The sequence below is a fragment of the Streptococcus caledonicus genome (assembly GCF_042656225.1).
GTDB classification, from domain to species: Bacteria; Bacillota; Bacilli; order Lactobacillales; family Streptococcaceae; genus Streptococcus; species Streptococcus caledonicus.
On the sequence record NZ_JBHSOJ010000016.1, the window covers coordinates 130080 to 155182 of the forward strand.

Annotated in this window: 14 protein-coding genes; 12 read left to right on the forward strand and 2 right to left on the reverse strand. The window is 39.3% G+C overall.

What is annotated here, in order from left to right; genetic code table 11:
- The first annotated feature begins 519 nt into the window (after window positions 1-519).
- From ACFPQ3_RS04655 to ACFPQ3_RS04665, 3 genes are all read left to right on the forward strand, one after another.
- Window positions 520-3771, forward strand: a complete 3252-nt coding sequence (locus ACFPQ3_RS04655; RefSeq protein WP_162012238.1) for a leucine-rich repeat domain-containing protein — start codon at window positions 520-522, stop codon at window positions 3769-3771.
- Window positions 3772-4477: 706 nt separating this feature from the next.
- Window positions 4478-7183 (forward strand): calcium-translocating P-type ATPase, PMCA-type, encoded by a 2706-nt coding sequence (locus ACFPQ3_RS04660; RefSeq protein ID WP_156805756.1) that lies wholly within the window; start codon window positions 4478-4480, stop codon window positions 7181-7183.
- A gap of 228 nt (window positions 7184-7411) precedes the next feature.
- A complete protein-coding gene (locus ACFPQ3_RS04665; protein ID WP_380433680.1) occupies window positions 7412-12913 on the forward strand; it encodes a KxYKxGKxW signal peptide domain-containing protein in 5502 nt (1833 codons plus the stop codon).
- A gap of 132 nt (window positions 12914-13045) precedes the next feature.
- Here ACFPQ3_RS04665 and ACFPQ3_RS04670 read toward each other — a convergent pair whose 3' ends face one another.
- Together ACFPQ3_RS04670 and ACFPQ3_RS04675 are read right to left on the reverse strand one after the other, a co-directional pair.
- Window positions 13046-13912, reverse strand: coding sequence for a metallophosphoesterase (locus ACFPQ3_RS04670; protein WP_156805507.1), 867 nt, complete (start codon window positions 13910-13912; stop codon window positions 13046-13048).
- Between the two features lie 474 nt (window positions 13913-14386).
- Window positions 14387-15463 carry a M24 family metallopeptidase gene (locus ACFPQ3_RS04675; protein WP_156805506.1) on the reverse strand — a complete coding sequence of 359 codons (1077 nt, stop codon included), beginning with the start codon at window positions 15461-15463 and terminating at the stop codon, window positions 14387-14389.
- 211 nt (window positions 15464-15674) lie between these two features.
- Between ACFPQ3_RS04675 and ccpA the strand changes: the two genes are divergently transcribed.
- From ccpA to ACFPQ3_RS04720, 9 genes are all read left to right on the forward strand, one after another.
- Window positions 15675-16682, forward strand: coding sequence for a catabolite control protein A (gene ccpA / locus ACFPQ3_RS04680; protein ID WP_156805505.1), 1008 nt, complete (start codon window positions 15675-15677; stop codon window positions 16680-16682).
- A 143-nt stretch (window positions 16683-16825) separates the two neighbouring features.
- Complete coding sequence (locus tag ACFPQ3_RS04685) at window positions 16826-17863, forward strand: glycosyltransferase family 4 protein (RefSeq protein WP_156805504.1); 1038 nt, start codon at window positions 16826-16828, stop codon at window positions 17861-17863.
- Between the two features lie 15 nt (window positions 17864-17878).
- The gene (locus tag ACFPQ3_RS04690; protein ID WP_156805503.1) at window positions 17879-19210 is read left to right on the forward strand and encodes a glycosyltransferase family 4 protein; all 1332 of its coding nucleotides are present in this window, start codon (window positions 17879-17881) and stop codon (window positions 19208-19210) included.
- 306 nt (window positions 19211-19516) lie between these two features.
- Entirely contained in the window at window positions 19517-19924 is a 408-nt protein-coding gene (locus tag ACFPQ3_RS04695) for a GNAT family N-acetyltransferase (protein WP_156805502.1), read from the forward strand.
- An 88-nt stretch (window positions 19925-20012) separates the two neighbouring features.
- Complete coding sequence (gene thrS / locus ACFPQ3_RS04700) at window positions 20013-21959, forward strand: threonine--tRNA ligase (RefSeq protein ID WP_156805501.1); 1947 nt, start codon at window positions 20013-20015, stop codon at window positions 21957-21959.
- Between the two features lie 120 nt (window positions 21960-22079).
- Window positions 22080-22970 (forward strand): diacylglycerol/lipid kinase family protein, encoded by an 891-nt coding sequence (locus ACFPQ3_RS04705; protein ID WP_156805500.1) that lies wholly within the window; start codon window positions 22080-22082, stop codon window positions 22968-22970.
- 165 nt (window positions 22971-23135) lie between these two features.
- Window positions 23136-23321: a hypothetical protein gene (locus ACFPQ3_RS04710; RefSeq protein WP_156805499.1), complete on the forward strand. Its 186-nt coding sequence runs from the start codon at window positions 23136-23138 to the stop codon at window positions 23319-23321.
- A gap of 411 nt (window positions 23322-23732) precedes the next feature.
- The gene (locus ACFPQ3_RS04715; RefSeq protein ID WP_156805498.1) at window positions 23733-24197 is read left to right on the forward strand and encodes a YSIRK-type signal peptide-containing protein; all 465 of its coding nucleotides are present in this window, start codon (window positions 23733-23735) and stop codon (window positions 24195-24197) included.
- Window positions 24198-24505: 308 nt separating this feature from the next.
- A partial coding sequence (locus ACFPQ3_RS04720; RefSeq protein WP_380433685.1) for a YSIRK-type signal peptide-containing protein occupies window positions 24506-25103 on the forward strand: 598 nt, incomplete at its 3' end.

Consider the following 25103-nt stretch of genomic DNA (forward strand, 5'->3'; position numbering starts at 1 on the left):
GAATTTGACCTCACATTCTAATAGAATAGTGTTAGGACTATCAATTTAACGATTAAAAATTGATTAGTCCCCTTCTGATGGCAGAAATAAAGTGCTTGATAATGATTGTATGGCATTAAAATGATTTTAGGTTTGCACTTAAAAACAATAGAGCGAGGCAAATCTAGGAATGGTTTAAGGTGAGTAATTAAAAATAAAAAAGAGTTCAATCACTGGTTCAAAGGCTTACTGCTATAATTAATAGGCTGGAATATTTTTTCAATCCACAGTTGGCAGAAGAAGATTTGGTACACTTTTTTTTGCGAAACTGATATTGACTTTTTTAGAAAATTTGGATTGTTAAAATTCAAAAGATATAGGTTTGCCTAATATATAAAATAGTCAAACCTAAATTATTATTGATTATAAATTTCTGATGTGGTATGATAGGTTTTAAAATGAAGCTTCAACATTTGGCAATTAATTGCTAGTTAAATTAAAGATTAATCAATAGTATCACAATAAATGAAAGGATATAACATGAAAAAACAATCCGTGGCATTGGCAGTAATTGCAATGATGGCTACCGGTATAGCAGCTGAAGAGGTATCTGGCCTGGAAAAAGAGGCGACAGCCTCAAATCAACTGGTTGATACTGATAGTGATTGGTTCGATGATAGAGATGATTCAAGAACGACATCTAAAACGACCTTGGAAAATAGTGAGGTAGCTGAAGAAGTCGACGATTTATTTGGTGATGAGTCATCTAAACCTCAAAATACAGAGCCATTATCAGGACCTTCAGAGGAAGGAGACACTCGTGTGACGCCGAAACAAAATCGAACTGATAAAAGAGAGATTTCTGCTGAGGTAGTTGATTTAGTTGCAGATGTGGTGCCAGAGTCTAAAAAAGAATTGTCGCAAACAGTGGAACCCAATTCGACAACTGAGGATGACTGGTTTGAGGAGAAGGAACCAGAGGTTCCTAGCAGATCGCATCAAGGGGTATCAGAAGAGGCAAAAGATTTCTTAACTGATCATAAAGTGGGAAAGAAAACCGCTGTAGAAAGGGACACAACTCCTTCATCAGAGAAGAAAACACCAGTTGATTCGATTTCGATTTGGAAGAACGGTGATTTTATTACGCATGGTGATTGTCTTGTTGGTCTTTCGGCAGAGGGAGCTAAAAAACTTAGTCATACTGACCACTTGGTATTACCTCAATATGGAACAGATGGTACAGCCCTAAAGCGTGTAGCTAGTTTTGCCTTTGCCCCAGATAAAAAAACAGTCATTGCAGATTATACTAGCCGTATTGGCGAACATGGGAAAATAGATCAGTTAGATGCTGATGGTAATGACATTTTCACGGAGGGGGAATCCATCAATGCCTATATCCTAACGAAAATTACTATTCCAGAAGGGTATACCCATATTGGTGCGGATGCTTTTGCAGATCATAAGAACGTTAGGGAAGTTATGTTGCCAAAAAGCTTAAAACATATTTCAGATTATGCCTTTGCTCACATGGCATTGCGCAGCATTGAACTACCATCAGGAGTGATACATATTGGAGACATGGCATTCTTTGATAATCGTTTATCTGGTGAGTTGGTATTGCCTAATCAGTTGACTTATCTGGGGGAGCGTTCTTTCAAATCGAATCGGTTACAAGAACTGGCGTTTAAAGGAACATCGCTCAAAGTGATTGGCGAAGCTGCTTTTCAGGATAATGATCTGACACAGGTTGTTCTTCCAAATAATCTGGAAACCATTGGACAAGAAGCATTTACAGGAAATCCTGGAGATGATCGCTACGGCAATCACGTGGTGTTACTAACAAGTGATGGTAAGAACCCTAATAAGCTCAAAACAGAAGCCGCTTATGTCAATCCAGGTAAGCACCTTCAGACTCCAGCTGGACAACTTGATTATAGTCGTTGGCAAGTAGAAGATTTCCAGTTTCAAGGTTCAGTCATCCTTGGTTTTTCAGAGCAAGGAAAACAAAAAGTGAAACATTTAAAAAAATTGGAAATTCCAGATCGCTATGGTAATCAAATGGTGACTGAAATCGCTGCAAATGCTTTTCGTAACGTTGATTTTGACCAGCAAAGTCTTCGAAAATACGATTTGGAAGAAGTTGTTTTACCAAATAGTATTCAAAAAATCGGAGAGTTTGCCTTTCAGTCGAACCGGATTGAGTCACTGGCTTTGGGAGAAAGTGTAGTGTCAATCGGTGCAGGGGCTTTCATGAATAATCGTATCTCGATTTTAGATATGCCAGATTCGCTACAAAGTATTGGTGATGCGGCTTTCCATATCAATCATGTATCAGCAATTGTGATTCCACCGGCTGTTAAACAGATTGGTCGCTCTGCTTTTCGTCAAAATGGGGCGCAGGCATTACTCTTCTTAGGTAATCGTGTAGAGGAAATAGGAGAGATGTCATTCTTATCTAATGCTTTGACAAAGATTGATATGAATCATTTAGACAAAATACAGATCTTATCCGTTCAAGTTTTTGCGGATAATCGCTTAGAAGAAGTGATATTACCAACTCATTTACGAGACATCAAAGAAGAAGCTTTTCATGCCAACCAACTGAGCAAATTGCAATTACCTGAAACAGTTGAACGAATTGCCTTCAATGCTTTTACTCAAAACGGTGTCGATGGGAAGCGAGTGAACATTCATATAGTAGGCGATATCGAAAGTCACCTACCAGATGGGGAAGGTCATGTCATCAATCCAGATAGAATGGCGACCAACCGTGATACTTTATCTGACTTGGTAGCAGAGTTGAGAGGTATTGATTTGTTAACCTTACGCGCCTCTACCCAACAGCAATTTAAAGATATCATACGTCAAGGTGACGATTTGCTGACGAAAAAAGAGTTACGTCAAGGAGAACAATGGCAATACATCCAGAACAGTCGCTTTTTCATGGGACGCTTAGCATTAGATCGTCGAATGAAAGAAGCAGAAGCTGCCATAAATGGTTTTGTTATGTCTCCTAATGTGTCATTATTGCAAGAAAAATATGCTTATGCCCTACGTTCTTATAACAATAGTGCCTTATCATTAGAACAAGTATCACGATTGGAGAAAGAACTGTTCCTCTTAACAGGATTAGTAAATGGTAAGGGGATTTTGGCCAACGCAAGTCTCGTTCAAGGTGTCTACCAATTTAAGAGTCCGCTTCCATTGCCTGAATACTATATTGGATTAAATGTCTATTTAGATGCTAAGGGAACTATTATTTATATCTTGGACCGCAGTACTAGCATCGGTCAAGGGCAGTTAGATTCATATGGTAATCCAGTTGTCAATGTTGATGAAGATAATGAAGGGTATCATGTCTTGGCACTAGAAAGTTTACCTGATTATGAAGGTCTTACGGTTGACGATATTCGGACAAAAGCATTAACTGAAATCGTACAAATCCGAACAGTACCAAAAGCAGTCTATCACCGCCAAGCCATATTTGAAGCTGTGAAAGACGCTGCTAAAGAATGGCAAGGAAGTAATAGTCAAGATGATGCAGGAAGAAAAGATGATTCAAAGAAGCAACTATCAACTCCTAAAAAACAAGAATTTTCGCCAGTAGGTGCTATTGAAGCAGGCATGTCATCAAGAAATGCAGTATCTCAAAGTAACCAATCAGAAAAAACATTACCCAAAACGGGTGAAATTGTTTCCCACTATTGGTTATTGCTAGGCACTTTCCTAATAATGATAAGTTCATTCTTTGAAAAAATGATCACTCTTTGGAGACAACGGCACATAAAATAAATTGTCAAAAATATTAAGAGAGTGGAACAAACCAGCACGATGGCGGAGCTCACACCCACAAAACAATGACAACCAATAGGCAGAGCCCTCGCTAAGTGCTATACCCTCAGTGAGGGCTTTTTGAAGTCTTCGTATAAGAAGTCATGATTTCGAAGTCTTGACTTCCCCTCGCTCTCTGATTTCTAAGCTCAGGCTGAAACTGTCCACTGAACACTTTCACCACCTCCGTATAGCTCAAAAGGTTTGGGGAACCTTTTGAGGTGGGGAATAAGGGGAACGAAGTTCGTCTCAATCGTTAAGGTCTGGGAGAACTTTGGAGGTTGGAAATAAGATGAACGACGTTCATCACATTCGTATAGGATGGCCGCTAACGGTTGCGTGGTACTAAAATAGTCCAGTGGACTATTTTAGGTGGACCCTTAAAGTTGCAGACCGCTAATCAACTACTGCGTCAATCTGTTATTACTATACAAAAAGAGAAGGTTGAGATACCAGTAAAGATGTGATCATCTGTTGAAAAAACATTAAAATCTTGTTTTTTTTATGTCTTTTGGTATAATAGAAAAGTATCAAGGGAGTAGCAGACGGGTTTCCCCGTGATTATGTCGTCATTACGAAAGCAATTTCCGGCATAATCTTAAACCGCGAGACTTGTTTGGAGTAAAACAGGTCTTTTTATTTTGAAAAGACCAAAGGAGGAGACACAATGTCTAAGGAACAAAACCGTCAGGCGTATTACACGCAGACAGAAGAAGCTGTTCTGGAAGCTTTGCAAACTACTAAAAAAGGTTTGACAAGCGACGAAGCAGCAAAACGTTTGGCTACTTATGGCCACAATGAACTTGATGAGGGCGAAAAACGCACCATCTGGCAAAAATTCTTGGATCAATTCAAGGATTTGATGATTCTTATTCTTCTTGGTGCGGCAGCTTTATCTGTTGTGACAGAAGGAATGCACGGTTTAACAGATGCCATTATCATCTTGCTCGTAGTAGTCTTAAATGCTGCTTTTGGGGTTTACCAAGAAGGACAAGCAGAAGCCGCGATTGATGCGCTTAAGTCAATGTCTAGTCCGGTAGCGCGTGTTCGTCGTGATGGTCATGTCACAGAGGTTGATTCAAAAGATTTAGTGCCTGGTGATATTGTCATGCTTGAAGCGGGTGATGTGGTACCAGCTGATATGCGTTTGTTAGATGCTGCTTCGCTTAAAATTGAAGAAGCTGCTCTTACAGGTGAATCTGTGCCGGTTGAGAAAAACTTAGATGTGACACTTGCTGAAGATGCAGGTCTCGGTGATCGTGTCAACATGGGTTATCAAAACTCAAACGTTACTTACGGACGAGGTATTGGTGTTGTTACAAACACTGGTATGTACACAGAGGTTGGTCATATTGCTAGCATGCTTGCTAATGCCGAAGAGACGGATACACCGCTCAAACAAAATTTGCACCACTTGTCTAAAGTATTGACCTATGCTGTTCTTGTAATTGCAGCGATTACTTTCGTGGTGGGTATGTTCCGTCGTGACCCAGGTCTTACTTTAGGAGAAGCGGCGCTTGAAAACCTTATGACTGCGGTAGCTCTTGCAGTAGCAGCAATTCCTGAAGGACTCCCAGCCGTAGTTACCATTGTTCTTTCAATGGGAACTCAAGTTCTTGCGAAACGAAACTCCATCATTCGTCAATTACCAGCCGTTGAAACGCTTGGTTCAACAGAAATTATCGCATCAGACAAGACTGGTACGTTGACGATGAACCAAATGACAGTTGAAAAAGTGTACTACAACGGTCAAGTCTTTGAAGCGGCAGATGATATATCGGATGATAATATGACGCTTCGCGTTATGAACTTTGCCAACGATACCAAAGTTGACCAAAATGGCAAGCTAATTGGTGACCCAACAGAGACTGCGCTTGTTCAATTTGGTTTTGACCATGCTTTTGATGTGCGTGATATGCTGAAAGCTGAACCACGTGTGGCAGAATTACCATTTGACTCTGATCGTAAATTGATGTCAACGATTCATAAATTGACTGATGACAAATACCTTGTTGCTGTTAAAGGTGCTCCAGACCAGTTATTGAAACGTGTGACTCAAATTGAAGACAATGGCACAGTTCGTCCAATTACCGCTGCTGATAAAGAAGCTATTCTTGCAACAAATAAATCACTTGCTAAAGAAGCACTTCGTGTGTTGATGATGGCTTATAAATACGAGTCAACCATTCCAACACTTGAAACAGAAGTTGTTGAAAATGGCCTTGTCTTTGCTGGTTTGGTCGGTATGATTGACCCAGAACGTCCAGAAGCTGCGCAAGCCGTTACCGTTGCCAAAGAAGCTGGTATCCGTCCAATCATGATCACAGGTGACCACCAAGACACTGCGGAAGCGATTGCTAAACGTCTTGGAATCATCGATCCAAATGATACAGAAGACCATGTATTTACTGGTGCAGAGTTGAATGAATTATCAGATGAAGAATTCCAAAAAGTTTTCAAACAGTATTCAGTGTATGCGCGTGTGTCTCCAGAGCACAAGGTTCGTATCGTAAAAGCATGGCAAAATGAAGGTAAAGTCGTGGCCATGACTGGTGACGGTGTGAACGATGCGCCATCTCTTAAAACTGCTGATATTGGTATCGGTATGGGGATCACTGGTACAGAAGTATCTAAAGGGGCTTCTGACATGGTCCTTGCTGACGATAACTTTGCAACAATTATCGTTGCGGTTGAAGAAGGACGTAAAGTCTTCTCAAACATCCAAAAAACAGTTCAATATTTGCTTTCAGCTAACATCGCTGAAGTATTGACCATCTTCCTTGCAACCCTATTTGGTTGGGATGTTTTGGAGCCAGTTCATCTTCTTTGGATTAACTTGGTAACAGATACCCTTCCAGCTATCGCTCTTGGTATGGAGCCTGCTGAACCAGGTGTGATGAAACACAAACCTCGTGGACGTAACTCAAGCTTCTTCTCAGGTGGTGTGCTTGGTGCCGTCGCTTACCAAGGATTGATGCAAGGTGCTTTGGTACTTGGCGTGTATGGATATGCCATCGCAAACCCAGTTCACGTTGGTGACTATCATGCCATCCACGCAGATGCCCTTACTATGGCCTATGCAACACTTGGTCTCATCCAATTGGTACATGCCTTTAACGTTAAGTCTGTTTACCAATCTGTCTTTACCGTTGGGCCATTTAAAAACAGGATGTTTAACTGGGCGATTGTTGGTTCTCTCTTACTTCTCGTAGCGACCCTAACAATACCGTTCCTAGAGAAAATCTTCCACGTATCTCATCTTGATGTGAGCCAATGGTTGGTTGTTCTTATTGGAAGCTTCCTTGCCTTTGTCATTGTTGAATTGGTAAAAATTGTTCAGCGCGCTCTTGGGCAAGATAAAAATGCTATCTAGTATCAGGTTGTCACCTACTAGATAATATCCATTACAAAAGTCTCGATGTTATCGAGGCTTTTTGTCGGTTTTATAAATCAACATTTTTCAGAGAAATTTCGGTAAACTATTGTTAATTGTTGAAAAATAAACGGAAACAAGTGAAAATGTTTTATTGTTATAAAATCTCTTGACAAATAGAGAAAGCGCTTGCATAATAGTTGTGTAATATTGAGATTGGAGACACTTATGTCAAAGAATAATAAATTTTTAGATAAAAAAATAAATGGTTTTAGGATGTGGAAATCAGGCAAGAAATGGTTATTTGGTGCTACTATTATTACTGCTACAAGTTTTATAATTGAAACGCAAACGGTTTCTGCCAGTAGTGAAACAAATACAGTTTCTTCAGCAGTCGTTAATTCAAATTCATCCACAGGTGAGAATGGAAGCATAGGAGGAACTCCCTCTACTGGACCTGAAAGTGATGTGGAGGCTGTAACGCCTAAAACCGAAACAATTGCTACAGTTTCAAACGATCCAGCTTCAGAAACAGCTGCTGTACCAATGTCATCAGAAGGAACCCCAGTGGCAGCGAGTCTAACACCTTCGTCGGAGGATAAATCAACACCTGCTCCAAGAAGTGTTCGATCGGCTTCAACTTCTGAACCTGTTGAAGAGACAAAGGAATTTAAGATTGAGCAATTTAGCGAAAAGAAGCCAGTGACAATCCATTTTGAAACGGATGATAATAATGCTAAGTATTATGCTTGGGTTTGGGGAACTGGGATTGCTGAACAAGATGACAAGTTTAATGAATTGACTAATAACAATGGCAAGCATGAAATAACTCTGAATGTTAAGCCTGAAAAAACTTATCTCAATTATATTATTACCAAAGGTCAGGGATGGAATAATGGTGCAGTTAAACAAACAGGTAACATGGTAGCCACAGTTAATGAGTTTGCACCGACTCATGTGTACATTGGAAAAGATAAATCTACTAATTCTGGTAAGAAGAGCTGGTATACACAAACCTCTGCGCAAGAAGAGAATTTTGATAAGATGTTTGCCTATGAAGATAAGGTTGTTGATACCAGCGAACCAGATAATTTTAAAACAGTTGGTTCTCTTGGACGATTGGGAGCGACACTGAATGAAGAGACTGGCGAAGCTCGTCTCAACCTTTGGGCACCTACAGCTAAATCAGTTAAAGTGAACATTTATAAAACGGAAGCTGGATATAATTCTGAACGCATCTTCCAAATTGATATGAAGCGTGGGACAGTAAGTAATCAGGATAATTATCAAAAAAATACAGTAGGTGTTTGGACAGCTGATTTAACTCAAGAAATTTTAAAGAAACATGGTCTATCAACAGCTGAAAAGCTATCCTATGATTATGAATTAGAAATTCCAAATGCGTATTTTATTCAGGCTGAAGATAAGAAGAAAAAAGTAAATGATAATACTTGGGTACACGATTATTATATCTACCGTAATTCAAAAACAGGAAAAGTCCTAAATGGAGTAAAAGACGCTATTCTTGGAGAGCGTGAAGCTAAGTGGGAAGAGGTTGCTTCCTTTTATGCCAGTGATGCTGTAGTGCATAAAGATCAAAGTGATTTAAATAGTGAAATTATTCCTCAAGAACAAGTTTATCAAAAAGTTCAAACTCAAGATCCTTATTCAGTCGCTTTGACACAAAATGGATCTCGTTCAGTTATTTTAAATCCAAGTAAATATGGTAAAGTCACACAAAGTAATGCTAAGCGAGTTTCTTCTTTATCAGAATTAAGTGTGATGGAAATGGATGTGCGTGATTTTTCAATCGATGAAAAATCAGGTGTGTCCGTAAAAAATAGAGGGAATTTCCTAGGAGTTATTGAGGATACGAAAACAGATAAGGGTAAATTAACTGGTTTAAATTACCTTAAATATACGGGTGTCAAATATGTCCAAATCATGCCTGTCAATGACTTTCAATCGGTCCCAGAATTACTTCCGAGCGAAGAGGATAATACTAAATTAGCTGAAAAAGAAAAGGATGGTGTTCATAACAATCAACAAAACTGGGGCTATGATCCTAAAAATTATAATGCACCAGATGGTTCTTATTCGAGTGATCCAAGTAAACCAGAGGTGCGTATTGAAGAGTTGAAAAAAATGGTTCAAGGGCTTCATAATGCGGGAATCAATGTCGTCCTAGACGTTGTTTATAATCATCTTTTTGATGGTCAACGTAACCCATTTGAATGGACGGTTCCGGGGTATTACTATGCTGTCAACGGCGATGGCGCTATGAATAACGATGTTGGTGTTGGAAATGCGGTTCGTTCAAATTCTCGTATGATGCGTCAGTATATTGTAAATTCTGTTGTGTACTGGGCGACTGAATATGGTATTGATGGTTTCCGATTTGATGCTATGAGTGACCTTGATACAAAAACATTATCGGATGTACGCACAGCTCTAAATAAAATTGACCCTAAAATCGTTACCTATGGCGAAGGTTGGGATAGTATGGGAAATTATCTCAAGGGTGATGGTGATGAAGTTAAGGCAAGTATTGGAAACGCTAAAAGATTACCAACTTACGGTTTCTTTGATTCAACTGGTCGTGATGCAATTGCTGGTTCTCAATACAATGAGCATGGTGGAGCACAGGGATTTGTTAATAGACAATCAGATTATAAGTCTAGACTTTTAGATCAAGTGACAAAGAGCTTACTGGGGGGGCTCGATCAGAATTATGCCAACCCTTCTCAACAATTGAACTATGTTGAGGTTCATGATGGAAAAACCTTGTATGATTTGTTGAAAAAATATAACGAAGCAGATAGCGAGGTTCAGCTGAAAAATCGTGTTCAATTGGCAACAGCTATGAGTGCCTTGTCTCAAGGAATCCACTTTTCACAAATGGGGCAAGAATTCGCCCGTACTAAAAATCATGAACATAATACCTATAATGGAGGTGACGAACTTAATAAAATTGATTGGAAACTCGTTGAACAGAACCCTGATATGGTTAACTTCTACAAAGCTTTGGTAGCCTTTAGAACACAAGAACCTCTCATGCACTTAACGGATTATCGAGATGTTAATGGTCAAATTGGAAAACCTAAAATGGTTATTACAAATGCCCAAGAAAATTCCGGAATTATTACTTATGAATTACGTGGAGAAAAAGGAGATAGGTATCTTGTTGTCTTTAATAATAATACCGCTACGGAAAATCAAGGAAGTCTCACATTAGGAGGGGCAAATTCCTGGTATTATGGTGGTAAACTAGACCAACAGCCTTTGAATCATGAAGGTAACCGCGGTAGAATCAATGATAACAATGATTTCACCAACGCCTTTATTGTCCTAAGCAATTCTAAAAATTTATACGATAGGATTGGAAAGACAGTTGGAGAGAAAACAGTCACTCTGGACCATCTATCTGCTACAGTTTTCTATATACCTGCTGAGCCAAAATTGTTAGAAATGAAAACGGTTAAACAGACCATTCATTACGTGAACAAGAAGGGAGATGTAGTAAGTCCTGAAAAAGAACGTAAAGTTTCCTTTGTGACAGTAACTAGGCAAGATCCAAACTTCAAGTTTACTTTTGAAAAATCTGCTATTAATACAACTGAAAAAGATCTTGGTCATAAGCAAAATATTCTGACTGGTTTACGTGATAATGCAGAAGTAACCTATGCTTATTATGCGGTTGATGCTAGTACAGGTAAAGGAATCGAAGTTAAAGAACAACCTCGATTAGATGATAAAGGAGAACCAATTAGTAATGGTAAGGTTATTTGGAAAAAAGTTGAGGGTGCTGGATTAGTCTCAGGTTTTGAAGGTGAACAATTACCAGAAGGTTATACAAGGGATAAGGAAAAATGGTTAAGTAGCGTTCGTTACCATCTTGAAGAAGTTTCTCATCCAAAGGTAGAAGGATATAAAGTGATTGAGGTGACACCACATAATGTTGGTAATACCGAAAAAATTGATTTATCTGCACTATCTATAGGTGGAGATAACGACATTAAGGTTATTTACGCTAAACAGAGTAGGGCTATCATTGTTTCAGATAATGACCCAGAATCTAATTTACAGGATAAAAAGCAACAGCCATCTCAGGGGTACTATGTTGAGGGGTACGAAGATGAGCCAATCCTATTTAATCAATCCCAAATTAAATTAGAACGACTAGGCTATACTTATACTATCAATGGAAAATCGAGTCTCGAAGAAGCTATTAAGGACACTCCTAAATTTGGCGAATTGGATACAGTATTCAATGTCGTATACCTACCAAAAGCCGCCAAGGCTAAGGTTAAATTTATTGATATTGATAATAATAATGATGTTGTCGAAGAAAAAATTATTACTGGTAACACATCTAATGCTTTTGAGGTAGATTTTTCATCTATTGACAAAGATAAATACGATATTTTAGAAGTTAAACCTGATAAAACTGCTGGCTCGTATTATTTTGATAAAATAGATGATACAGATAATATTAGTCAAGTTATTACAGTTTCGTTAAAACATAAGCATGAAATCAGCCAAATTGAGACGGTTAATCGTGTCGTTTATAAAGGTGTTCCAAATCAGCAACCGAAAGAAACAATTGTCACTTGGACGGTCGATAAAGATTTGGTTACCAACCTATCAACATATAAGCCAAATATTGACCAAACGATTATTGATTCACCAGTAGTTGCTGATTATTATACTGATGAGAAATCTGTAACTTTTGAAAATCAAGCAGGTGACGCCCAACCTAATAATCAATTAAAAGAGGTTACATATAGACCAGTCATTCCGTTAACGAAATTGGAGCCAGCACAACCAATTATTCCATTAACGAAATTGGAACCAGCACAACCAGTTATTCCGTTAACGAAATTGGAGCCAGCGCAACCAGTCATTCCGTTAACGAAATTGGAACCAGCGCAACCAGTCATTCCGTTAACGAAATTGGAACCAGCGCAACCAATTATTCCATTAACGAAATTGGAACCAGCGCAACCAGTTATTCCGTTAACGAAATTGGAACCAGCACAACCAGTCATTCCGTTAACGAAATTGGAGCCAGCACAACCAGTCATTCCGCTAACGAAATTGGAGCCAGCGCAACCAGTTATTCCATTAACGAAATTGGAACCAGCGCAACCAGTCATTCCGTTAACGAAATTGGAGCCAGCGCAACCAGTTATTCCATTAACGAAATTGGAACCAGCGCAACCAGTCATTCCGTTAACGAAATTGGAGCCAGCACAACCAACTATTCCATTAACGAAATTGGAACCAGCGCAACCAATTATTCCATTAACGAAATTGGAACCAGCACAACCAGTTATTCCGTTAACGAAATTGGAACCAGCGCAACCAGTCATTTCGTTAACGAAATTGGAGCCAGCACAACCAATTATTCCATTAACGAAATTGGAACCAGCACAACCAGTTATTCCGTTAACGAAATTGGAACCAGCGCAACCAGTCATTCCGTTAACGAAATTGGAACCAGCACAACCAGTCATTCCGTTAACGAAATTGGAGCCAGCTATGACAGTGATGTCACTAGAAGTCACTAATTCAGTTAAAAGTTCCTTGGCTTCAAAAGAAGATACGGGCGTATTGTTACCAAAAACAGGAGAAGAGCAACTTTACCTCACAATGTTGGGTGGTCTCCTTTCTACTCTTGCGATAGCTGGTATTTGGATTTCAGACAAAAACAAAAAAACGAATGATTAGTTAATTGATTTCCTCATTATCTTTAGAAGGTCTGGGTGAGAAGGGGGAGTAGCGGAGCATTATTCTACCTACTCATCTCACATATAAAAAACACCCTAAGGCAAGTAAGATTGCTTTGGGGTGCTTTTATCTTTATGATTCTGACAATGAAAAAATAGTCATCGATTTTTTAAATTCTGATGTTAAATTTTCCCTAAGATATTGTTTGAAATCTTCACGTTTTTTGACAAGATTGTAACGTTTAGAGAGGTTCCAAGTGCCGGTAGGATTGAGGTGAGAATGTTTATTGACAAACTCAATGGTCAAGTCCCATTCACGAATATAACCAAGGGGTCTAGAATGGTATCTAATGCCATCAATAACTTGAGTGCCATAAGAGCGGTGTGCATGGCCGAAGACCACATCAGTGACAGGAAAAGTTGTAAAGATATCATGAAACTGTTGGCTACCTAAAAAGGCGTTGAAGGGCTTAAATGTTTCATGGGTTATGGTAAATAAGCTGTGCGGTACAAAATGCATGGCTAGAATGATGGGTTTGGTTTGTTGAGAGAGGATATCTTTTAAACGTTGATAGATTTGCTCACTCATCTCTTTATCAGACAAGGGCCGTTTTAAACGCCTATCAAACCAAAAAATAGTTTTAAAAGATAGATTTTCTGAGTCTGTTTTATCAGAAGAAAAGGAGTAATCATACCATCCGTGAAAAGTAATGAAAACCTTCTCATCCAAGTCATAAATTTGGAAATCAGTTGCTTCAATTTCTGCCTCTGTTAAATCCAGCATGTCATGATTTCCTAGGTTGTAAGTTATCTTAAAATGCTCTGCCATTTTTTCAATAAAAGGAAGAGAAATCGTATGGTGATGGTTTGAAATATCGCCTGCAAGATGTAACCAAGAGATGTTTTGATTTTTCAGTGTCTGAATGAGTGTATGAACTTCAAAGTCGCTGAATTGATTGAGGTCAATGTGTAAATCACTCATAATAGCTAATTTTGTCATGGCTCAATTGTAGCATAAAAAAGAGAGTGGGACAAACCAGGACGATGGCGGAGCCCACACCCACAAAACAATGACAACCAATAGGCAAAGCCCTCGCTAAGTGCTATACTCTTTGAGGGTTTTTTGAAGTTTTCGTATAAGAAGTCATGATTTCGAAGTCTTGACTTCCCCTCGCTCTCTGATTGCTAAGCTCAGGCTGAAACTGTCCACTGGATCACTCCCACCTCCGCACAGCTCCAAAGGTCTGGGAGACCTTTGGAGGTTGGAAATAAGATGAACGACGTTCATCACATTCCTATAGGATGGCCGCTAACGATTGCTTAGTACTAAAATAGTCCAGTGGATTATTTTAGGTGGACACTTGAAAATGAAAGAAGTATCCAGTTACAGACCTCCAATCAACCACTGCGCCAATCTGTTATTACTATCGAAAAAAAGAAGGTTGAGATATTTTTTATCCCAACCTCTTACGGTCTAATAATAAAGTAATTCTTTTGGTGTTGTGGTAAAGACTTCAAAGCCCGATTTAGTGACATGACCACAGTCTTCAATACGTACGCCAACTTTATCAGGAATGTAGATACCAGGTTCTACTGAGAAGCACATGCCTTCTTGGATAATCATGTCATTGCCAGCCATAATTGATGGGAACTCATGGACATCCATTCCTATTCCATGACCGAGACGGTGGTTAAAGTATTCCCCGTAACCAGCTTTTTCAATAACAGAGCGGGCAGCTGCATCAACTTCGCTAGCTGTAACACCTGGTTTGATAAAGTCTAGAGCTGCAAGCTGTGCTTCTAAGCATAGCTTGTAGATATCTTGTTTGAATTGATCAGGTTTACCAACGGCAACTGTTCGGGTCATATCGCTCATATAGCCATTCGCTGATATACCAAGGTCAAATAATAGTAGAGCATCCTTTTCTAATCGGTTATTAGATGGGATACCATGTGGATTTGCGGCATTGTCACCAGTGAGCACCATGGTTTCAAAACTCATGCCATAACCAAGACGTTTCATGCCAAATTCGATTTCAGCGATAATGTCTGTTTCCGTTTTATCAAGAGAAATAGCTTCAAAACCAAGTTGAACAGCTTTATCAGCTAAATCACCTGCAAAGAACATTTTTTCAATTTCATCGGCAGATTTGATAAGTCGCATCTGTTGGACAACGGGTGTTAAGTCGCTAAAATCACCAGAAAAAACAGATTGAAGTCCCTTGAATTTTGTGACATTGAGGTTATCAAACTCTACAGCGACTTTTGGAAAATCAGTTTTAGGAAGAACAGCTTTGATTTTTTCCCATGGATTTTCTGAGTCCTGATAACCCACAACAGGAAAGTCCACAGTTTGCTCAGCTCTTGTCACATCTAGGGCTGGTAAGAAGAGAAGGGGACTTTTATCAGCAAACAAGAAAAGGTACATATGGCGCTCGTGTGGATCAGCGAAATAACCAGTCAAATAATTGATAGTTACAGGATCAGAAAGTACAGCGGCATAAAGGTCATGAGTTTCTAAGCGCTTAATGAGATCTGTTATTTTAGACATAGTATTCTCCTTTGATTCTAAGTAACTTATCTCTATTCTATGCCAAATTGCTAAAAAATCAAGTCTTTTCTGAAAAAGAGGGCAAATGTTAAGTAGAAAAAGCAGTTTTTAGAACATTTTTTCAAAAAAATTCGTCTTATTGCTTGAAAGTGTTTACAAAAGGTGCTAAAATAAAATGAAAACGATATTTTCATATAGAAAGGACATCCATATGAGTACAGATGATACAATTACGATTTATGACGTTGCCCGTGAAGCAGGTGTTTCCATGGCTACAGTCAGTCGTGTTGTCAATGGAAATAAAAATGTTAAAGAAAATACGCGCCAAAAGGTTTTAGAAGTGATTGACCGTTTGGACTATCGTCCCAATGCAGTTGCTCGAGGTTTAGCAAGTAAAAAAACAACAACTGTTGGTGTTGTTTTACCTAACCTTGCCAATTCCTACTTTTCGATTTTGGCAAAAGGGATTGACGATATTGCTGCGATGTACAAGTACAATATTGTCCTTGCCTCGAGTGATGAAGATGATGAAAAAGAAGTAGCTGTTGTTAACACGCTTTTTGCGAAGCAAGTTGACGGTATTATCTTTATGGGAAATCACCTCACAGATAAGATTAGAGCTGAATTTTCACGTTCACGGACACCAGTTGTATTGGCTGGAACAGTTGATTTAGAGCACCAATTACCTAGTGTTAATATTGACCACAGTGCGGCTATAACAGACGGTGTCAATGTGTTGGCGAAACATCATAAGCAAATCGCATTCATCTCAGGACCACTTATTGATGATATCAATGGCAAAGTGCGTCTTGCTGGCTATAAAGAAGGCCTTTCTAGCAACGGACTAACATTTGATGAAGGCCTTGTCTTTGAAGCTAATTATAGATACCAAGAGGGCTTTGCCCTAGCACAACGTGTCCTTAATGCAGGTGCTACTGCAGCTGTTGTTGCAGAAGATGAATTGGCTGCTGGTCTTTTAAATGGTCTTTTTGAGGCTGGTAAATCAGTGCCAGAAGATTTTGAAATCATCACAAGTAATGATTCGCCAATTGTGCAATACACACGTCCTAATATGACATCCATTAGCCAGCCTATCTATGATTTGGGAGCGGTAGCGATGCGCATGTTGACAAAAATCATGAACAAAGAAGAGTTAAATCAAAAAGAAATCCTTTTAAAACACGGACTTAAAGAACGTGGAACAACAAAAGGTCTTTAAACTGAAAATGATGATATGAAACAGGAGAGAGTGGGCTTAGCCATTATGCTGGTTTATCCCAATCTCTTTTCTTATGGCTCAATAACGTGATAAGCCTAGGGTGATGTTTTACTTTTAATTCAAAAAAAGCTATAATAACAGGTATGAGTGAAAAGTCATTACGTGTTAATATGTTGAGTTCTAGTGAAAAAGTTGCAGGGCAAGGGGTCTCTGGTGCTTATCGCGAATTGTTGCGTCTGCTTAAACGAGATGCTCAAAAAGAACTTGATATTACTGAAAATCAGTTTGTTCAGGCTGATATTACCCATTATCATACCATTGACCCATTATTTTACCTGTCTACTTTTTTCAAAAAAAGAGTCGGGCGTCGGGTGGGTTATGTCCATTTTCTTCCTGAGACATTGGAAGGAAGCCTCAAAATGCCTCGTCTATTTCAGAAGGTCTTGGGGAAGTATGTGACCTCATTTTATAACCGTATGGATCATCTTGTCGTCGTTAATCCAAGTTTTATTGATGACTTAGTTGCTTTTGGCATTGCGCGTGACAAGATTAGTTACATTCCTAACTTTGTGAATAAAGAAAAGTGGTATCTTTCCACCTTGGAAAAAAGGCAGAACACGAGAAAAGAATTCGGAATCACGGATGCTGATTTTGTTGTTTTAGGAGCTGGACAGGTTCAAAAACGTAAAGGAATTGATGATTTTGTTACCTTGGCTGAAAAACTGCCCCATATAACTTTTATCTGGGCAGGTGGTTTTTCGTTTGGTGGCATTACTGATGGTTATGAACATTATAAGACAATCATGGAAAATCCCCCTAAAAATTTGATTTTCACAGGTATTGTTGAAGCGGATAAGATGCGTGACTTGTATGCTGCTACGGATTTGTTTTTATTACCAAGTTACAATGAATTATTTCCAATGACCATATTAGAAGCGGCTAGTTGTGGAGCGCCCATTATGCTACGTGATTTAGAGCTTTATAAGGTGATTCTTGAGGGTTCTTATGTAGCAGCAAAAGACGTTTCTGATATGAATATGATGATTAGTGACTTGGCATGTGATGGTACCGCTTTGTCCAAATTAAAAGAGAAATCTAGGCAAATTTCAATAAATTACTCTGAAGAGAGACTTTTGCAAGTTTGGATTGACTTTTATCGAAATCAGGCGAAAGTGAAGTAGAAATAGGAGAAGTAGATGCGGATAGGTTTATTTACAGATACATATTTTCCACAAGTCTCAGGTGTTGCTACGAGCATTAGGACGCTAAAAGAGGAGTTGGAAAAGTCTGGTCATGAGGTCTATATTTTTACGACCACGGATAAAAATGTCAAGCGCTATGAAGATCCAACCATTATTCGCCTACCTAGTGTCCCTTTTATCTCTTTTACAGACCGACGAATTGCCTACCGTGGTATCATGACGTCGTTGAAAATCGCTAAGAGCTACAAACTAGATATTATTCATACGCAGACGGAGTTTAGTTTAGGGCTTTTGGGAAAAATGATTGGTAGGGCTTTAAAAATTCCAGTTGTACATACCTATCATACCCAATATGAAGACTATGTTGGCTATATTGCCAATGGGAAACTCATTCGTCCTAGCATGGTTAAATACATTGTCAGAGGTTACCTTAGTGATCTTGACGGTGTGATTTGTCCCAGTCGTATTGTTCTGGAACTCCTAGATGATTATGACGTTAAAATTCCGAAACGGATTATTCCAACAGGAATTAATTTAGATCGTTTTGTTCGTGAGGATATCTGTGGAGCAGACTGTTTAGCGCTTAGAGAAAAATTAGGTGTTTCGCAAACAGAAACCATGTTACTGAGTGTGTCACGTGTCTCTTCTGAGAAAAATATTCAAGCTGTACTTCGTAGTCTGCCAGAAGTTTTGTCTGAAAATGCTGCTGTCAAGTTAGTGGTAGCAGGTGATGGACCTTATTTGGAGACTTTGAAAGAACAGGCTGAGGCATTAGAGATTACCGATCATGTGATCTTTACAGGAATGATTAGCCCAGATGAGGTAGCCCTCTATTACAAAGCCTGTGACTTCTTTATTTCAGCTTCTACTAGTGAGACTCAAGGGCTCACTTATTTAGAAAGTTTGGCTAGTGGACGTCCGATTATTGCTCATGGCAATCCTTACTTAGACGATTTGATTGACGACAAAACATTCGGTACACTTTATTATCATGCAGGTGATTTAGCGTCAGCTATTTTAGATGCTATCATTGATACTCCAAAAATAACTGAGCAACAGTTATTGGACAAACGCAGAGCTATTTCAGCGGAACAGTTTGGAAAAGCTATACATGAATTTTACCTTGATGTCATTATTTCAAAAAGTACTCAAACCACCCAAAAACGAGAAAAATTATCGTTGACAGTAGATAAAAACGGTGGTGAAACGAAATTGCTCATAGAGTCAGAAAAACGGTCTTTTCCAGAACGCCTTACTAAGAATACAGCTCAGGTTGTCAAAGCTCCGTTGAAATTAGTCAGAGGTATCCGAAATTTTTTAAATTAAACGGCTTTCAAAAAAATCATTTTAGACTTGAAATTTCATTGAAACTTGCTATAATACTTGTTAGAGACTTATCACTTGTAGGAAATCTTTGAGAGAGCTTGCGGTAGCTGGAAAGCAGGCAGAGGATACAAGCTGACACTACTCGGTATGATTTTATGCAAACATAAAAGGGTGGTCCCCTTATCGCCAAACATGAGGTCTATGACAAGTGTCTTTTTGTCATAGATGAATGAAGGTGGAACCACGTTACGACGTCCTTTTACGGGATGTCGTTTTTGTTTTTGTAGGTAAAGAAAGGATATCCCTATGGTTATTATTAATTTAACTGATGGACAGGTTAAAGAAGTAGAAGAGGCATTGGAATGTTACGATGCTCAGTTCATTCGAACGCCACAAGATGGAAAAATTTCTATTGGCATTTTGGATGATACTGGTCAAGTAATTGCTGGATTGGCTGCCGTGATGACTGCCTTTAATATCCTTTACGTCTCAACCGTTTTTGTCGATGAAAGTCATCGTCGCCAAGGACTAGGTCGCAAGTTGATGGAAGAAATGGAGACACGTGCAAAGTTACTTGGTGCTAACACGATTCGGCTTGATACCTTCGATTGGCAGGGTTATGATTTTTACAAAGCTCTTGATTATCAAGAAGTAGGACATTATGCTCACGAAGCTGATGGTTACTCTGAGCATTTTTTTGTCAAATTTATTTAAAGGTGAAATGGCAGAGTCAACCGTACCAATGGTTGGACGACGTAGTCTCTTAAGAAACAATTTTTGTAGAAACTAAAAGGAGAAACATATGATACACATTACTTTCCCAGATGGCGCGGTGCGCGAATTTGAATCTGGTGTGACTACTTTTGAAGTTGCGCAAACAATCAGCAACTCACTAGCTAAAAAAGCCTTGGCTGGTAAATTTAATGGCAAGTTGATTGACACAACACGTGCGATTACAGAAGATGGCAGTCTTGAAATTGTAACGCCTGACCATGAAGATGCGTTTGACGTACTTCGGCACTCTGCTGCTCACTTGTTTGCACAAGCTGCAAAACGTCTTTTCCCAGATATTCACTTGGGGGTAGGGCCTGCTATCCAAGATGGTTTTTATTACGATACGGACAATGCAGATGGGCAAATTTCAAACGAAGATCTTGAAAAAATTGAAGCCGAAATGGCGAAAATCGTCAAAGAAAACCACCCATGTATCCGTGAAGAAGTAACCAAAGAACAAGCCCTTGAAATCTTTGCGGATGATCCTTATAAGGTGGAATTGATTTCAGAGCATGCTGACGATGAAGCTGGTTTAACCATCTACCGTCAAGGGGAATTTGTTGACCTTTGCCGTGGTCCACACGTCCCATCAACTGGCCGTATTCAAGTCTTTAAATTGTTGAATGTGGCTGGTGCTTACTGGCGTGGAAATTCTGATAATGCTATGATGCAACGTGTCTATGGTACAGCTTGGTTTGACAAAAAAGATCTCAAAGCCTACCTTCAAATGCGTGAAGAAGCTAAAGAGCGTGACCATCGTAAATTGGGTAAAGAACTTGACCTTTTCATGATTTCACAAGAAGTGGGCCAAGGGTTGCCATTCTGGTTGCCAAACGGTGCCACTATCCGTCGTACTTTGGAACGCTATATCACAGATAAAGAACTAGCTTCAGGATACCAACATGTTTATACCCCACCTTTGGCATCAGTTGAGCTATATAAAACTTCTGGTCACTGGGAACATTACTCAGAAGACATGTTCCCAACTATGGACATGGGAGAAGGGGAAGAGTTTGTTCTTCGTCCGATGAATTGCCCACACCACATTCAAGTGTATAAACACAATGTGCGTTCTTACCGTGAACTTCCAGTTCGTATCGCTGAAATCGGAATGATGCACCGCTATGAAAAATCAGGTGCCCTTACAGGATTGCAACGTGTGCGTGAAATGTCATTGAATGATGGCCATATTTTCGTCACACCTGAGCAAATCCAAGAAGAATTTCAACGTGCGCTTCAGTTGATTATTGATGTGTATGAAGATTTCAACTTGACAGACTACCGTTTCCGTCTTTCTTATCGCGATCCAGAAGACAAAGAGAAGTACTATGATAATGATGAGATGTGGGAAAATGCACAAACAATGCTAAAAGCTGCCCTTGATGAAATGGGAGTAGAGTACTTTGAAGCGGAAGGTGAAGCAGCTTTCTACGGTCCTAAATTAGACATCCAAGTGAAAACAGCTCTTGGAAACGAAGAAACCCTTTCAACCATCCAGTTGGACTTCTTGCTTCCAGAACGTTTTGGTCTCAAATACATCGGTGCTGATGGTGAGGAACATCGTCCAGTTATGATTCACCGTGGCGTTATCTCAACCATGGAACGCTTTACAGCTATCCTGATTGAAACGTACAAAGGTGCATTCCCAACTTGGTTGGCACCACATCAGGTAACGGTTATCCCAATCTCAAACGAAGCGCATATTGACTACGCTTGGGAAGTGGCGAAAGAGCTTCGCAATCACGGTATCCGTGCCGATGTTGATGAGCGTAATGAGAAAATGCAATACAAGATTCGTCAAAGCCAAACAAGTAAAATTCCTTACCAATTGATTGTCGGTGACAAGGAAATGGCTGACCGTGCAGTCAACGTTCGTCGCTACGGTAAGAAAGAAACACATACTGAGTCCCTTGACGAATTTGTCCAAACAATCCTTGCAGACATCGCGCGTAAATCACGTCCAGATGAGGAGTAATACTAAAAAAGAAGTCAAATGGCTTCTTTTTAGTATAACTGAAAACGGTTAAAAAATTAAGAGAAATCGCCTATGGTATGTTAGAATAAATAGATATAAGGTCTTTGAAGGAGGTCATTTATGAAAAAACGTGTGCTATTAATTGTCAATCCAAGTTCAGGTGGGGAGAAAGCTAGGTCTTATGAGGATTTGGCTAGAGAGAAATTAGAAACTATTTTTGATGAAGTCATCGTTAAACATACTAAAAAATCAGGAGATGCAACGGCATTTGCTAGAGGAGCATCGGAAGAAAATTATCATAGTGTCTTTGTTATGGGCGGTGATGGTACGGTTAATGAGGGGATTAATGGTTTGGCTGAGTTGGAGAACCGTCCGAATTTTGGCTTTTTCCCACTTGGTACAGTTAATGACTTAGCGCGTGCTCTGGGAATGCCTCTTGATCCAGAAAAATCTATCAATCAGCTGGATATCACGAAAACGAAGCCGCTAGATATTGGGAAAATTAACGATCAGTATTTTATGAATGTTGTTGCTATTGGAACAATCCCTGAATCAATCAATAATGTTGAGTCGGAAGAAAAGACTAAGTGGGGCAAACTAGCTTACTTTATTTCTGGTTTTAAGGAAGTGATGACAACGCAGTTTTACGATTTTCAACTGACCATTGATAGCGAAGATTTAGCTATTAAGAGTAGTACAATAGTCATTGGTTTAACTAATTCTATCGGTGGTTTTGAAAATATGCTACCTGATGCCAAAGTTGATGATGGGATGTTACATCTTATCTATATTAAAGATACGTCGCTAGTAGATACCCTAAAGGCTGTGCCAGAGTTGGTGACAGGTGTATCAAGTGCTAATAAAAATGTGGGCTATTTAACATTTAAGGAAGCTACAATTGCATTAGTGGACATTGCTGCTGACCTTGGTACAAATGTTGATGGAGATGAGGGGGACTCGTTGCCTATCAGCGTTAAAGTGCTTCCATCTCATTTGACAGTATATGCTTAGTTTTTTAGGATGTTGTGACCAACTGTAGTTATATAGGAAATAAAAAGTGTCAAGCATTAAAGCTATCTGATGTCCTCCTGCTTGTGTGATTGGAGTTGCTTGAATCTCTCGCGACTTTAGTCGTGAGAGATTCAAAGAGAAGATATAAGGAGCTCTCGTTAAGAAATGCCTGTACACCAGAAAAAAATAATTGACCTACTAACAAGAATTGCTACATTAAAAGAGCTTTTTAATGCATGTGGTTATAACAAAAAATCTGAGGAGATGTTACTTGAGGAATTCCAGTGTCCAGTAGGTACTTCTGAAAAAATAAAGAAAGCTAGCAAATCATTACAACGTTGGGTGATCTAGTAGACTTTCTTTTGTTAAAACCAGTCATTAGCTCAATTTTAGGGATCTTATGATATTATAAATACGGCTTTTTGACATATCTGTTAATTAGATTTTAGCCAGTAGACGAATAACTTATAGAATTGAACAACAATGAGCAATGTGACATAAAGTGATTGAATGATTAAGAGAATGCGGAACTTTAACATTAAATAATGATATCATACTAAATTAAGCTAAAAGAACAGCTATCTCCATTGGATGATAAGGAGAAAGCTGTTTTTTTGTTTATTTTTTAGCAATGGATCAAGGAGATAAAAAATAGACTAGACATACAAGATAGCTATTTCGTTTTGCTATAATACCTACTGTCTTGGAGAAACAATGGTTTCATCCATAAGTTTTTGAAAATATGAAAGGAGTTACATTCGTATGTTTTCTTACCAAAATAAAAAATATTCAATTCGTAAGGTGAAGAATGGCGTAGCATCAGTTGTTATCGCTTTGTTATTTTCTCTAGGAGGAGTTTCAAAAGTTCATGCTATAGAGCAGAACTGTGGTTCGGAAGACTGGACTCAGGGATTGCTGTCGAGATGTGATCACGGAGAAGTTGAACTAAAATTTGAGTTTGAGAAAGATGGAGGAGAAGGTTCTAGATTCCATGATCATCTTGGTCCACTCAATCACGGCGATAGTTTAGGCTTTGAATTTGAGAAAGATGGAGGACAAGGTCCTAGATTCCATGATCATCTTGGTCCGCTCAATCACGGCGGTAGTTTAGGCTTTGAGTTTGAGAAAGATGGAGGACAAGGTCCTAGATTTCATGATAATTTAGGCCTTCCGATAGGAGGAAATAAGTATCCAAGTGCTATTCTGTGGTCATCTAAGTCTATATAATGGACTAATGATGGGAGTTTTAGCTGAACTACCCACAGTTTCTGCGCTTTGAAGGAGAATGAGGTTTTTATCATCATACAATCTGTAGAGAATCTGGATCTACTCTTTTTTGATGTTTTAAGGCTAAAAATGTATCGTAGAAAATTGCCCCAATAACAAAGGGTAATAGTGATAACATCCGGCTAAAAACAGATTGTACATAAAAAATAAACACTTCGTTTTGTCATAAAATATGAGCTATGGGAGAATTAATTTTTCTATCCATGAGTTTTTGAAAATGTAAAAAGTATAAAAGGAGCTACAGTTATATGTTTTCTTATCAAAATAAAAAATATTCAATCCGTAAGGTAAAAAATGGCGTAGCATCAGTTGTCATCGCTTTGTTGTTTGCTACAAACTCAAGTCCGGCACTTGCTTCAGTTGGGGATACCTATCCTAGTGCGGGGTGTTTTGGTTCTTACCTCTATGGCACCCATAGTGACTGTGAACCACTGAGAGGCGAACAGGGGGAACTTCCAGGGGAACGAGGTGAGGCCGGACCTCCCGCACTACCAGAATTAGGCGGTCGCAACGAAGGCCCGCTGAAAGGTGAGGAAGGTGAGCGTGGCCCAGTTACTCCAGAATTAGGCGGTCGCAACGAAGGCCCATTGAAAGGCGAGGAAGGCGATCGTGGCCCAGTTACTCCAGAATTAGGCGGTCGCAACGAAGGCCCATTGAAAGGCGAGGAAGGTGATCGTGGCCCAGTTACTCCGCAATTAGGTGGACGTAACCAAGGTCCATTGAAAGGTGAAGAAGGTGAACGTGGCCCAGTTACTCCGCAATTAGGTGGACGTAACCAAGGTCCATTGAAAGGCGAAGAAGGTGAACGTGGTCCAGTTACTCCGCAATTAGGTGGACGTAACCAAG

Coding starts and splice junctions, on each gene's coding strand:
- ACFPQ3_RS04655 (WP_162012238.1), top strand. CDS start 520: ATGAAAAAACAATCCGTGGCATTGGCAGTAATTGCAATGATGGCTACC.
- ACFPQ3_RS04660 (WP_156805756.1), top strand. CDS start 4,478: ATGTCTAAGGAACAAAACCGTCAGGCGTATTACACGCAGACAGAAGAA.
- ACFPQ3_RS04665 (WP_380433680.1), top strand. CDS start 7,412: ATGTCAAAGAATAATAAATTTTTAGATAAAAAAATAAATGGTTTTAGG.
- ACFPQ3_RS04670 (WP_156805507.1), bottom strand. CDS start 13,912: ATGACAAAATTAGCTATTATGAGTGATTTACACATTGACCTCAATCAA.
- ACFPQ3_RS04675 (WP_156805506.1), bottom strand. CDS start 15,463: ATGTCTAAAATAACAGATCTCATTAAGCGCTTAGAAACTCATGACCTT.
- ccpA (WP_156805505.1), top strand. CDS start 15,675: ATGAGTACAGATGATACAATTACGATTTATGACGTTGCCCGTGAAGCA.
- ACFPQ3_RS04685 (WP_156805504.1), top strand. CDS start 16,826: ATGAGTGAAAAGTCATTACGTGTTAATATGTTGAGTTCTAGTGAAAAA.
- ACFPQ3_RS04690 (WP_156805503.1), top strand. CDS start 17,879: ATGCGGATAGGTTTATTTACAGATACATATTTTCCACAAGTCTCAGGT.
- ACFPQ3_RS04695 (WP_156805502.1), top strand. CDS start 19,517: ATGGTTATTATTAATTTAACTGATGGACAGGTTAAAGAAGTAGAAGAG.
- thrS (WP_156805501.1), top strand. CDS start 20,013: ATGATACACATTACTTTCCCAGATGGCGCGGTGCGCGAATTTGAATCT.
- ACFPQ3_RS04705 (WP_156805500.1), top strand. CDS start 22,080: ATGAAAAAACGTGTGCTATTAATTGTCAATCCAAGTTCAGGTGGGGAG.
- ACFPQ3_RS04710 (WP_156805499.1), top strand. CDS start 23,136: ATGCCTGTACACCAGAAAAAAATAATTGACCTACTAACAAGAATTGCT.
- ACFPQ3_RS04715 (WP_156805498.1), top strand. CDS start 23,733: ATGTTTTCTTACCAAAATAAAAAATATTCAATTCGTAAGGTGAAGAAT.